The following is a 12,350-nucleotide window of genomic DNA, read 5'->3' as shown; positions in this document are numbered from 1 at the left end:
GCAGGGGGGACCCGAAGACTGCGGAGAAATGCACCCTGTGCAGGTCCAGCCCGACATGCCGCAGTCGAAGCGTGGCCACAGACCGGTCCGAAGCTTGGCGTGCATTCCGCTGGATCGGCCCTCGGGCGCGACAGACGCGCAGCCCTGCATCGAAAGCAGGTGTCACGTCCGGGACGAGCCTCGCGAAACGCCGACAAAAAACCCCGGGCCGCAGGTACGGCCCGGGGTGGGAGACCCGATCGGATCTCGGAAACGTTACTGGCGCGAGCGCAGGTAGACGCCGGGATCGGCCTGCTCGCGGTCGCTGATCATCGCGTTCGGGCCCCGCTCGGTCCGGGCGAGCTTGCCGTTCGGCGGCTTGCGGTAGCCGGTCGGCGGCTCGGTCAGGGTGTCGCGGGAGGGCTCGACATCGGGAAGGTTGACGTCGTCGTCCTTCTTGCCGGCGAGGAGCTGCATCGGGTTGAGCCAGAACGACTCCTTGACGTTGTCGCCGGGCTTGTAGGTCGGCTCGCTCTGCACGCCCGCGCCCTCGCGACGGCCGGCCTGCATCTCCCGGATCGGCAGGGTGGCGTTGTTGTCGCTCATCCGGCCGCCATAGCCGCGGGTGATCGGCTTGCGGTCCTCGGCGGCACGGCGGTCGCGGGCGGCGGTCTCGGGATCGGTCGGCCATTGCGGATTGGCCTCGCGCAGGGCGCGGCGATCGACCGGCGGCGGCAGGGCGGCCTTGTCCATATGCGGCGGCAGCACCAGGGGCGCACGCTCGCGATAGGTGATGGTCGGCCGCTGGGGCTCGATCAGGCCGATGGACGACAGGGCGTTCTTCATCGCGACGCCTTCCTGGGCGTGCGCGCCCGGGGAGGCCGTCAGGCCGGCGGCCAGGACCGCGGCCGTCGCCGCGGCGAGTATCGTGCGCTTGTCGAGCATGCTGGCCCCTTGCCTGTTCCGCCCCCTGAGTTGGTTCCCGAGGTGGTGGCGGTTTCGGGCGAAGGTATGGCGTGTCCGTAGGCGGGCGCAACGGCGATCCTCGCCGTTGCGCCCGCGACACACACGCGTTTTCAGGTCGGCTCGCCGGTTGCCGCCGCGCGGCGGCGCTCCAGCACCAGCCCGTCATACAGGAGGCCGACCACCCCGAAGACGATGCCGGCATCCGCCACGTTGAACACGTACCAGGACCAGGCGCCGGCATGCAGGTGGACGAAGTCGAACACCGCCCCGTAGGCCGCCCGGTCGATGGCGTTGCCGATCGCCCCGCCGACGATCATCCCCAGTGAGCCCGCGAGCCAGCGGCTGCCGGCCCGCGCCATCCACACGGAGAGCGCGACGGAGGCGAGCAGCGACACGCCCACCAGGACCCATCGACCGAGCGCCGAATCCTGCTGGAACAGCCCATAGGAGACGCCGCGGTTCCACACCACGATCAGCTGCGCGAAGGGCGCGAGCACCACGGGCTCGCGCACCGGCAGGTCGGCGACGAAGAGCAGGCCGAGCTTCGTCGCCTGGTCGAGGACCAGGGTGACGAGCGCGACCATGAGCCCGAAGGGGAGGGGACGCATGCCTTGTTCCTCGCCCTGTCCCCGCCCCTACTCGGCGGCCTCGGCGTGGAGCGCGTCCCACTCGCGCAGGGCCTGCGCGTCGCGGGGCGTCACGTCCGGGTAGTCCGGCTCGCTGCCGACGCTCGGGAGCACCTTCCACGAGCGGGCGCATTTGCGCCCGTGCGCCAGGGCCGGCACCACCGCGACGCCCTTGACCTCGTCGAGCCGGAAGGCCTCGGCCGGTCCCTCGCCGGCCTCGACCGCGATGGCGGACGTGATGCAGACCTCCGCGAAATCGATCCCGTCGAGGCTCGCCAGCAGGTCGGAATCGGCGACGAACACCGTCGGGGCGGCCTCCAGGCTCGCGCCGATGCGCTTGCCCGCCCGCTCGATCTCGAGCGCACCCGTCACCACCCGGCGCACCCGGCGGATCTTGGCCCAGCGTTTCGCCAGCGCCTCGTCGCGCCACGCGGCCGGCGTCTCCGGCAGGGTCTCGGTATGGATGGAGGCCGTCTCGGAGGGATAGCGCGCGAGCCAGGCCTCCTCCGCCGTGAAGGCCAGCACCGGGGCGAGCCAGACCGTGACGCGCTTGAACACCTCGTCCACCACGGTGAGCGCGGCCCGCCGGGTCTGCGACGAGATCGGATCGCAGTAGAGCGCGTCCTTGCGCACGTCGAAGTAGAACGACGACAGGTCGCCGGTCATGAAGCCGTTGAGCAGCGCCACCACCCGCTTCGTGTCGAAGGTGCGGAAGGCGTCGCGGATCTCGCCGTCGAGCTCGGCGAGACGGTGCAGGATGAACCGCTCCAGCTCCGGCATGGCGTCGGGAGCGACGCGGTCCTCGGGCCGGTGATGGGCGAGCGTGCCCAGCATCCAGCGCAGCGAGTTGCGCAGCTTGCGGTAGGTCTCCGAGAAGGTCTTGATGATCTCCGGGCCGATGCGCAGGTCGTCGGTATAGTCCGAGGCCGCCACCCACAGGCGCAGGATGTCGGCGCCCGAGCCCTTGATCACGTCCTGCGGCGCGACGACGTTGCCCTTCGACTTCGACATCTTCTCGCCCTTGGGGTCGAGGACGAAGCCGTGGGTCAGCACCACGTCGTAGGGCGCGCGGTCGCGGGTGCCGCAGGATTCGAGCAGCGAGGAGTGGAACCAGCCGCGATGCTGGTCCGAGCCCTCGAGATACATCACCGTGTCGTCACCGCCGTCGCGGCGGCGGCGGATGCCGGCGAGCCCCGGGAATTCTTGCGGGTCCCCGAGCGTGAAGGCGTGCGTCGAGCCGGAATCGAACCACACGTCGAGGACGTCGGTCACCTTTTCGTAGTGGGCCGGGTCGTGCTCGGGGGCGAGGAAGCGGGCGCCGTCGGCATCGGTGAACCAGGCATCCGCCCCCTCCGCCGCGAAGGCGGCGTGGATGCGGGCGTTCACCGTCTCATCGCGCAGGATCTCGCCGGTCTCGCGGTGGACGAAGACCGTGATCGGCACGCCCCAGGCGCGCTGGCGCGACACCACCCAGTCGGGGCGGTTGGCGATCATGCCTGTGATGCGGTTCTGGCCTTGCGGCGGCACCCACTGGGTGACGGCGATCTCGCGCAGCGCCACGTCGCGCAGGGTCGCGTCGTGGAGCGTCGCCACCGGCTTGTCGAGGGCGATGAACCATTGCGGCGTGTTGCGGAAGATGACCGGCTTCTTCGAGCGCCAGGAATGCGGGTAGCTGTGCTTGAGCGTACCGCGGCCGACCAGCGTGCCGGCGGCCGTCAGCGCGGCGATCACCGCCTTGTTGGCGTTGCCCTTCTGGCCCTTCTCGTCGAGCACGCGGGTGCCGGTGAGGCCCGGCGCGGCCTCGGTCAGCACGCCGTCGGCATCGACCGTGTAGGGGATCGCAGTCTCGATGCCGCGCTCGCGAAGCACGCGGCCGTTCGCCATCCAGACCTCGAAATCCTCGCGGCCGTGGCTGGGGGCGGTGTGGACGAAGCCGGTGCCGGCCTCGTCGGTGACGTGCTCGCCGTCCAGCATCGGCACGGCGTGGGCGTAGCCGGCGTTCCAGGACGCCAGGGGATGCGCCAGCGTCACGCCGGCGAGGTCGTCCGCCGAGACGTCGCTCAGTCGCTCGAAGGATTCGACGCGCGCTGCCTTGAAGACGTCGCCCGCCAGTTTGTCAGCAACAACGTAACGAACACCAGGTTGAGACCAGTTCTCTTGAGGCGCAGCAACGACACGATACAATCCGTAAGACACTTTTTTGGAATAGGCGACGGCCCGGTTGGCCGGGATCGTCCACGGGGTGGTGGTCCAGATGACGACGCGGGCGCCTTGCAAGTCCGGGGCCGTCGTCGAGGAGACGACCGGGAAGGCGGCCCAGATCGTGTCGCTGACGTGGTCCTCGTACTCGACCTCTGCCTCGGCGAGCGCCGTCTTCTCGACCACGGACCACATCACCGGCTTCGAGCCGCGATAGAGCTGGCCGGTGGTGGCGAAGGTCATCAGCTCGCGGGCGATCGCGGCCTCGGCCGGGTAGGCCATGGTCAGGTAGGGATGGTCCCAGTCGCCGGTGACGCCGAGGCGCTTGAACTCTTCCCGCTGCACCGACAGCCAGTGCTCGGCGAAGGACCGGCACTCGCGCCGGAACTCGACCACCGGCACGTCGTCCTTGTTGCGGCCGGCGGCGCGGTACTGCTCCTCGATCTTCCACTCGATCGGCAGGCCGTGGCAATCCCAGCCCGGGACGTAATTGGCATCCTGACCGAGCGCACCTTGGGTGCGGACGACGATGTCCTTCAGGATCTTGTTGAGCGCCGTGCCGATATGGATGTGGCCGTTGGCATAGGGCGGGCCGTCATGCAGCACGAATTTCGGCCGGCCGGCGGCAGCCTCGCGGATGCGGGCGTAGAGGTTGGTCTTCGCCCAGCGCTCCAGGATCTCCGGCTCGCGCTGCGGCAGCCCGGCCCGCATCGGAAAATCGGTGACCGGCAGGAACAGGGTCTCGGAATAGTCGCGCCCGGCGGCGGGGGTCGGCTCGGTCATGGTGGTCAAGGCTCGTCTGGGGCGCGGATGCGCAGCCCTTGAGGACAATCGCAGCGGCGAAACGGCAGCAACCCGGCCTTCCGCGCGGCCGCGCGATGGCGGCCCTCAGGCGGAAGCCGGGCTCGTAATTCGCCGGAGGGCGGCGCGGCGCGGGTGCGATTCGCTCATCCGGCGCTTCTAGCAGCGGCAGGCGGGCGGGGGAAGCGGCGTGATGATGTGGAGCGGCGGCCACGCTCAACACCCGGAGGTCGCCATGCTATCGTTGCGTCATCGTCGCCATCTTACCCACGACCCTCCCGTCATGCCGATCCCCAAGCGCGCGATCACGACCGGGAGGCTTGTGCTTCGGCCTGTGCAGACCACCGATGCGTCGCGCGCCGTCGATATCCTCTCGGTGTGGGGTGTGTCGCGCAACTTGAGCCGGACCGCGTTCCCGCCCGATCCGTGCGAGATCGAGCGATGGTTCGCCGATCATGCCCGCGAATGGGAGATGGGGGAGGCCTATCGTTTCGCGATCACGTGCAACGGCACGATGATCGGCGTTGTCGATATCGACAGGGTTGTGCGTGCCGAGGCCCGACTCGGCTGCTGGCTCGATCGGGCCGCTTGGGGGCGCGGCTACGCATCGGAGGCCGGGGCTGCTCTGGTCCGGTTCGCCTTCTCGGTCGCTCGCCTGACGGTGCTGCGTGCTGGGCATGCGTGCGACAACCCGGCCTCGGGACGGGTGCTCACAAAGCTCGGCTTCACCCGATCAAGGGCTGCACCCGTTTTCTCGCGGCCGCGCGGTGAGACGATCATGCAGTGGCGCTACGTGCTGCGACAAGGATCAGCCGACACGGACGCACACGATCTCGATGAACAGGACCGAGTCCGGCCACTCTCACTCGGCCGGTTGCTCATGTCTTCGCCCCTGACAGACGAGGACCTGCCGTTGCGGGCCTACGAGGCGCGAGATGTCGAATTTTGAAAGAGAAGCCGCGGCTCCTGCCGGTCCGGCGGTTGCAGTGCTGGCTGCACTCGACCCTGCTGCCGGACCGATCCTTGCAGATGCCGAGCGGCAGGGAATCGCCTTTGTGCGGCGCCTGTTCGAGGAGTGGCAGTCGGGGTCCAATCGCTTTGAACGTCCGGGCGAGATCATTTTTGGAGCCTGGCAGGGCGAAGGCCTCGTCGGTCTCGGAGGTCTGAATCGCGATCCCTACACGGCGGAGGAGGGTGTCGGTCGCTTACGGCACATCTACGTGCTCGGATCGCATCGACATCTCGGTGTCGGCACCCTGCTGGTGAGAGACCTGCTGCGGCACGCCGAGAGCCATTTCCGGACCGTGCGCCTGCGCGCGGCCTCGCCGGACTCTGCTGCGTTCTACCGGCGCCTCGGCTTCGCGGCGTGCGACGACCCGGCCGCCACGCACCTCATCCGCGTGCCGCCCATCGCGTGAACGACGACACCGTCCCGGCCTCGACCAGCACCATCACGCCGATCCCGATCAGCACGAACGGCGTCGCCACCCGGCCGATCCGGCGGATCGGGGCGCTCAGGACCGGATGGTGGACGAGCCAATGCGCGAGGCCGAGCCAGAGTGCGACCATGGCGGCGAAGACGGCGACGAACAGGAGGAGGCGCGGCCCCGACGCGGTGGCGAAGACCGGCGTGTAGATGCCTAGATTGTCGCCACCGTTGGCGAGGGTGACACTGGCGACCGCCAGCGCGTTGCCGAGGGTTGCCGCGCGGGCCGGAGCATCATCCTCTTCGTCGCCCCGCAGGGCAAGGAGACGGCGAAGGCCCAAGGTGATCGGGACCAGGCCCATGAGGCCGAGCCATGCCGGAGGCACGACCAGGGACAGCAGCGCGCCGGCGAGCGAGGCCAGCACCAGGGCGGCGATGCCCAGGAACTGCCCGGCCACGATCTGGCGCGGGCGGTAGCGCGGATCGGAGAAGAAGCCGATCAGCACGAAGAGATCGTCGAGATTGGTCGAGGCGAAGAGCGTGATCGCCACGCCGAGATCGGTCGCGAGGGCGATCATCGTCCGGGCCGGCCCGCAGGAACGGGGCGCGGCCTCGTGCGGTTGACAGGAAAGTTCATCGAATCCGGGTTCTCGCCATGCGGATCCTGCTCCTCGCGCTCGCTGCGCTCCTCGCCGCTCCCGCCGTCGCCCGCGAGATCGGCTCGCCGCCCCGGCCCGTGCCGGAGGACGTCGACGCCACCGGGTCCGTCACCCCGACCGACCCGCTGCTGATCCCCGACGAGGATCGCGGTCCGGCGCGGCGGATGAAGCGCCCGCGCGAGCGGGGGCCCGACACCGAGGCGCCGATCCGCGAGTTCATCCCCGAATAACCGCCATTCAACTCGACCGGCGCGGCCTACGGGACATGGCTGGAGCAGTCGAGCCCGCCGGCATGTGGCTTTCCCACCCTCGACCTCAGGATGAGGTCGAGGGTTGAGAAAACCGAAGCCGGCGAGATCCATGCCGATGCCCATAATGGGGCGCGCCGGGTCGCCCCGATGGCGTCACCCGAGCATCGACGGCGTGCAATCTTCGGCGAGCCTCCGCTTCGCCTCGGCCGCGTCGGCGTGCATCTGCACCACCAGGGCGTCTGCGCTGTCGAAGCGCGCCTCGCCGCGGATGAAGCCGACGAACTCGACCGCGATCGCCTGGCCGTAGAGATCGCCGGAGAAGTCGAACAGGTACGTCTCGAGGAGCGGCGCGCCGTCGTCGAAGGTCGGGCGGCGGCCGTAGCTCGCTACGCCGTCGCGCAGGCTGCCGTCGGCGAGGCGGATCCGCACGGCATAGATGCCGTGGGCGAGCGCGCAGGCATCGAGCGCCACGTTGGCGGTCGGGAAGCCGAGGGTGCGGCCGCGCTTGTCGCCGTGGCGCACCTCGCCCTCGACGAACCAGCGGTAGCCGAGGAGGTGGTTGGCGGTTCCCACGTCGCCGGCCTCCAGGGCCGCCCGGATCGCGCTCGACGAGACCGGCGCCTCGCCGCCGCCCGCCGCCACCGCCGGCACCACCCGGCAGGCGAGCCCGTTCTCGGCGCAGAGCGCCTCCAGCATCGCCGGCGTGCCCTCGCGGCCGCGGCCGAAATGGAAGTCGTGCCCAATCACCACGCCCGACAGGCCGAGCTCGCCCTTCAGCGTCTCGGCCACAAAGGCCGAGGCTCCGGTGCCGGCGAGGGCCGCGTCGAACCGGCGCACGAAGGCGCCGTCGACCCCGAGCCGTCGCAGCACCGCGAGCTTGCCCTCCTCGCCGGTCAGGCGGAACATCGCCGTGCCGGGGGAGAAGAAGGCGCGCGGATGCGGCTCGAAGGTCAGGACGGCGCTCGGACGGCCGAGGGCTCCGGCCATCTCCCGCACCGCCGCGATCAGGGCGCGGTGGCCCTGGTGGATGCCGTCGAAGTTGCCGAGCGCCGCGACCGCGCCCCGCAGGGCCTCCGGCACCGGCTCGCCGTCGCGGTGGACGGGGAAGGACGAGGCGACGGGGCGCGGGGCAGTCTCGTCGCGCGGCATACGGGTCCTTAGGCTCGCCGGGGGAAGGGTATTCGAGGCGGCCGGACCCTGTCGAAATCCACCCCTGGGGTCAAGACGCCGGGGAGCATGCCGGTGGCGGGCCGGTGTCTGCCCGCGGGTTAACCGCTTCTCAAGGGGCCGGAACTACAAGCTGAGAACAGAGGAGCCGACCGGCGCCTCCACTCATCATCCAAGCGGGAACCGGCGCGCGGGGATGCGTCGCGCCCGCGAACGGAGCCGTAAGCCATGGCCCTTGACCTCGGCATGCCGATCCTCGTGGTGGACGATTACCAGACGATGGTCCGCATCATCCGCAACCTGCTGAAGCAGCTCGGCTTCGAAGATGTCGACGACGCTTCGGACGGCACCGGCGCGCTGGCGAAGCTGAAGCAGAAGAAGTACGGCCTCGTCATCTCCGACTGGAACATGGAGCCGATGACGGGTTACGAGCTGCTGCGCCACGTCCGGGCCGACGACGCCCTGCGCACCACGCCGTTCATCATGGTCACCGCCGAGTCGAAGACCGAGAACGTCATCGCGGCCAAGAAGGCCGGCGTGAACAACTACATCGTCAAGCCCTTCAACGCCCAGACGCTGAAGACCAAGATCGAGGCCGTCTGCGGCGCCTGACGCCCCGGACGCGACGAGGCGGTGCCTCTCGGGCGCGGGAGCGTGCGGCAGGGCCGAGAGGCCGGCCGCACCCGCGCCGGATCCCCGAGCCCGCAACGGGCCGGGAAGCAACCTAGCCGCGGGGATCGATCACGTGCTCAGGCAGATGACGGAAGGGCCGCGGTCCGCCCTCAACCGGCTGCTGGGAGGCAAGACGCCCATGGCCGGCGCGACCACGGCCGAGGCCGCGAACCAGGCGCTCCCGGTCACGGAACTCCTGGAGATCGCCGACTACATCACCAAGCTGAAGCGGGGCATCGCGGGGCTGCGGGCCCAGGAGCTGACCCGCGACCGCATCCCGATGGCGCATGACGAGCTGGGCAGCGTCGTCGCCGCCACCGCCAGCGCCACCAACAGGATCATGGAATCGGCCGAGTCGATCCTCGCCCTCGAAGCGAAATCCCTCGAGGATTACCGCCGGAAGGTCGAGGCCCATATCGGCGACATCTTCGAGGCCTGCACCTTCCAGGACATCACCGGCCAGCGCATCTCCAAGGTGGTGGAGGCGTTGGGCCAGCTCGAGAAGCGCCTGTCGCAGTTCTCCACGGTGGTGAACGTCCGCGACGGCGAGGCCGAGCTCGATCCCGAGGAGGCCCGCCGCAAGGCCCGCGCCGAGAAGCTCCTGCTCAACGGCCCGCAGCCGAAGGGCCCGGCGACGCCGCAGGACGCGATCGACGCGCTCTTCTCCTGATCGGAGCCTCCCTCGAGTCTCGACCCCGGGGCGCGTCGGCCGCGCCCCGGGGTCGTCGCTTTGCTACCAGCGCAGCAGGTCGATCACGGCGTCCGGGTGGACGGTCTGGGCTTCCAGCCAATGGGCGATGTCGCCGATCGGTGCGCCCGCCGCGACGCCGAGCTCCTCGGCGTGGATGCCGCGCGCCACCAGCAGGGACGCGACCCCGAACGCCCGCGCCCCGGCGACGTCGGTGCGGATCGCGTCGCCGACCGCGAGCACCCGCTCGCGGGGGAGGGGAGCGCCGCCATCGAGGCCTTCCGCGGCGGCGAGCGCCGCCTCGTAGACCGGGACGTGGGGCTTGCCGGCGTAGACGACCGCGCCGCCCATCTCCTCGTAGAGCGCCGCCAGGGCGCCGGCACAGGGGATCAGCCGCTCGCCGCGCTCGACCACGAGATCGGGATTGGCGCAGATCATCGTCACGCCGCGGGCGGCCCAAGGGGTAAGCCGGTCGCGGTAATCCTCTGCCGTCTCGACCTCGTCGTCGAGGAGGCCCGTCACCACGACGTGGGCGGCATCGTCCGGCCCGCCGCGGACGAGGTCGAGGCCGTCGAAGATCGGCAGGTCGCGATCGGGACCGAGATGGTAGACCGGCGCCGCCGCCCGCTCGGCGAGCAGCCGGCGGGTGAGGTCGCCCGAGGTGACGATGGTGTCGTAGGCGGTGCGCGGCACGCCGAACCCGTCGAGCTGCGTCAGGACGCCGGCGCCGGGACGCGGGGCGTTCGAGACCAGTACCACCCGGCGCGGCCGCTCGCCCGGCAGGGCGCGAAAGCGCGTCAGCGCGTCCGACGCGCCGCGATGGGCGTGGACGCCGTCGTGCAGCACGCCCCAGACGTCGCACAGGATCAGGTCGAAGCCGGAAGCGACGCCGCCGATCCCGTCCAGGATCGCGACCTCGCCCGGATGCGCCGCGCGAACCATCTCGGCCATGCCGTCCCTCCTGATGCTGCGCCGCAGCGGCAGACGTGCCGGACTTAAAGATCGGCCGACCCGAACGCAACGGCTTTTGAAATCGTTTACAGTCTTTCCCGGTCGTACGGTTTCCGGACGATCCCTCCCGGAAACCGTACGACAAGCCGGCGCGGCGCCCGAGCGAAGCCGATGATCGCACCGCGACGCGATCAGCCGAAAATCGGATGAAACCCCGTTCCTCGTCAGAGGTGCGCCATCCGGTCGACGTCGACGAGGCCGCGATCGGTGATCTTGAGATGCGGGATCACCGGCAGGGGCAGGAAGGCGACCTGGAGGAACGGCTCGGGCAGGGTGCAGCCGAGGTGCCGGGCAGCCTCCCGCAGGGGCGGCAGGGCATCGCGCACCGCCTCGAAGGGCAGGTCGCTCATCAGGCCCGCGATCGGCAGTGCCAGCTCGGCCAGGATCCCGGTCTCGTCCGACACCACGAACCCGCCCTGCAGCGCGATCAACCGGTTGACCGCCCGCGCCATGGCCTCCGTATCGGCGCCGACGACGCAGAGGTTGTGGCTGTCGTGCCCGACCGAGGAGGCGATGGCGCCCCGCGTCAGCCCGAAGCCCCGCACCAGGCCGCGGCCGATGCTGCGCGTGCCGTGGCGGGCCACCACGGCGACCATCGCGATGTCCTGGGCTGTGTCCGGCACGCCGGCCGGGGTCAGGCGCAGGTGCTCGGTGATGATCCGCCCCGGTACCACGCCGATCACCGGGGTCTCGCCCGCGGGCGCCGGCACGGCGAGGTCGGCGGCGCTCACCGGCTCGGCCCGCACGCTGCGGCGGCCCGGCGCGGGCGTCGCGGGTCGCGCCGCGGCCAGTGCCTCGTCGGCGGGGCGTCCCGCCGCGATCACCGCCGAGACCGTGCAGGCCGCAAGGTCGTCGAGCAGCACGATGTCGGCGCGCTTGCCCGGTGCGATCATGCCGCGGTCAGAGAGCCCGAAGGCGGTGGCGGCGGTGAGCGAGGCGGCCCGGTAGGCGGCGAGGGGCGGCACGCCGAGCCCGATCGCGGTGCGGATCAGGTGGTCGAGATGGCCTTCCTCCGCGATGTCGAGGGGGTTGCGGTCGTCGGTGCAGAAGGCGAGGAACGGCGCCGTCCGCTCGGTGAGGAGGGGGGCGAGCGCGTGCAGGTCCTTCGAGACCGAGCCCTCGCGGATCAGCACCGTCATGCCCTTGCGGATCTTTTCCAGCGCCTCCGCGGCGCTCGTCGCCTCGTGGTCGGTGCGGATGCCGGCGGCCGCGTAGGCGTTGAGGGCGAGGCCGGAGAGGAGCGGGGCGTGGCCGTCGACGGGGCGCCCGGCGAAGGTCGCGAGCTTGGCGAGGCAGGCGGGATCCGCCGCGACGACGCCCGGGAAATTCATGAACTCGGCCAGGCCCAGGGCCCGGGGATGGTCGCGGTAGCGCGCGAGGTCGTCGGCCTCGATCCGCGCGCCGGCGCTCTCGAGGTCGGTCGCCGGGACGCAGGAGGAGAGCTGGACCCGGATGTCCATCACGGTCTCGCTCGCCGCCGCCAGCGCGTAGTCGAAGGCGGCGGTGCCGAGCACGTTGGCGAGTTCGTGCGGGTCCCAGATCGCCGTGGTGACGCCGTGGGGCAGCACGCAGCGGTCGAATTCGTGCGGGGTGATGAGGGAGGATTCGATGTGCAGGTGAGTGTCGATGAAGCCCGGGACGGCGATCCGCCCCCGCGCCTCGATCACCCGCGTCCCCTCGTAGGTGCCGTAGGTCCCCACCACCGTGTCGCCGCAGACCGCGATGTCGGTCTCCACCAGCTCTCCGGTGACGAGGTCGAGGAGGCGGGCGCCGCGAATCACCAGGTCGGCGGGCACGCGCCCGGCCCCTTGCGCGATCCGGCGGGCGATGAGGTCCGACATCGGGGATCCTTCTGGCTCGGAGGTCCCCGGATACTAGAGCATTTTCCGACGAAGTGGGCACCGG

The 12,350-nt window shown here is 70.6% G+C and carries 12 protein-coding genes; 5 read left to right on the top strand and 7 right to left on the bottom strand.

Features of this window, described 5'->3' with window-relative positions; genetic code table 11:
• Positions 1-255: 255 nt before the first annotated feature.
• The 3 genes from QR78_RS11350 to ileS form a co-directional block, all read right to left on the bottom strand.
• Complete coding sequence (locus QR78_RS11350; RefSeq protein ID WP_048427625.1) at positions 256-924, bottom strand: hypothetical protein; 669 nt, start codon at positions 922-924, stop codon at positions 256-258.
• A gap of 131 nt (positions 925-1,055) precedes the next feature.
• Entirely contained in the window at positions 1,056-1,553 is a 498-nt protein-coding gene (lspA, locus tag QR78_RS11345; RefSeq protein WP_048427624.1) for a signal peptidase II, read from the bottom strand.
• A gap of 27 nt (positions 1,554-1,580) precedes the next feature.
• Positions 1,581-4,553, bottom strand: a complete 2,973-nt coding sequence (ileS, locus tag QR78_RS11340) for an isoleucine--tRNA ligase (protein ID WP_179945852.1) — start codon at positions 4,551-4,553, stop codon at positions 1,581-1,583.
• Between the two features lie 301 nt (positions 4,554-4,854).
• Here ileS and QR78_RS32695 point away from each other — a divergent pair, with 301 nt between their 5' ends.
• Positions 4,855-5,520, top strand: coding sequence for a GNAT family N-acetyltransferase (locus QR78_RS32695; RefSeq protein ID WP_082172065.1), 666 nt, complete (start codon positions 4,855-4,857; stop codon positions 5,518-5,520).
• Positions 5,507-5,989 (top strand): GNAT family N-acetyltransferase, encoded by a 483-nt coding sequence (locus QR78_RS11330; protein WP_048427622.1) that lies wholly within the window; start codon positions 5,507-5,509, stop codon positions 5,987-5,989. The genes QR78_RS32695 and QR78_RS11330 overlap by 14 nt, the downstream gene beginning before the upstream one ends.
• Here QR78_RS11330 and QR78_RS11325 read toward each other — a convergent pair.
• The gene (locus QR78_RS11325; protein ID WP_048427621.1) at positions 5,964-6,575 is read right to left on the bottom strand and encodes a cadmium resistance transporter; all 612 of its coding nucleotides are present in this window, start codon (positions 6,573-6,575) and stop codon (positions 5,964-5,966) included. The two genes, QR78_RS11330 and QR78_RS11325, sit on opposite strands and share 26 nt — an antisense overlap.
• A gap of 77 nt (positions 6,576-6,652) precedes the next feature.
• On the opposite strand from QR78_RS11325, the gene QR78_RS11320 reads away from it, so the two are divergent.
• A complete protein-coding gene (locus QR78_RS11320; RefSeq protein WP_048427620.1) occupies positions 6,653-6,886 on the top strand; it encodes a hypothetical protein in 234 nt (77 codons plus the stop codon).
• Between the two features lie 174 nt (positions 6,887-7,060).
• Here the strand turns inward: QR78_RS11320 and QR78_RS11315 are convergent, their stop codons facing one another.
• A complete protein-coding gene (locus QR78_RS11315) occupies positions 7,061-8,056 on the bottom strand; it encodes a bifunctional riboflavin kinase/FAD synthetase (protein WP_048427619.1) in 996 nt (331 codons plus the stop codon).
• 246 nt (positions 8,057-8,302) lie between these two features.
• Here QR78_RS11315 and QR78_RS11310 point away from each other — a divergent pair, with 246 nt between their 5' ends.
• Together QR78_RS11310 and QR78_RS11305 are read left to right on the top strand one after the other, a co-directional pair.
• Positions 8,303-8,686 carry a response regulator gene (locus QR78_RS11310; protein WP_048427618.1) on the top strand — a complete coding sequence of 128 codons (384 nt, stop codon included), beginning with the start codon at positions 8,303-8,305 and terminating at the stop codon, positions 8,684-8,686.
• 199 nt (positions 8,687-8,885) lie between these two features.
• Entirely contained in the window at positions 8,886-9,416 is a 531-nt protein-coding gene (locus tag QR78_RS11305; protein ID WP_048427643.1) for a protein phosphatase CheZ, read from the top strand.
• A gap of 63 nt (positions 9,417-9,479) precedes the next feature.
• Here the strand turns inward: QR78_RS11305 and QR78_RS11300 are convergent, their stop codons facing one another.
• Complete coding sequence (locus QR78_RS11300; RefSeq protein ID WP_082172063.1) at positions 9,480-10,385, bottom strand: TIGR01459 family HAD-type hydrolase; 906 nt, start codon at positions 10,383-10,385, stop codon at positions 9,480-9,482.
• A 224-nt stretch (positions 10,386-10,609) separates the two neighbouring features.
• Positions 10,610-12,286, bottom strand: coding sequence for an adenine deaminase (gene ade / locus QR78_RS11295; RefSeq protein WP_048427617.1), 1,677 nt, complete (start codon positions 12,284-12,286; stop codon positions 10,610-10,612).
• Positions 12,287-12,350: the final 64 nt, after the last annotated feature.

This window comes from Methylobacterium indicum (genome assembly GCF_001043895.1).
Lineage (GTDB): Bacteria > Pseudomonadota > Alphaproteobacteria > Rhizobiales > Beijerinckiaceae > Methylobacterium > Methylobacterium indicum.
This window is presented reverse-complemented; position numbering and strand designations above follow the sequence as displayed.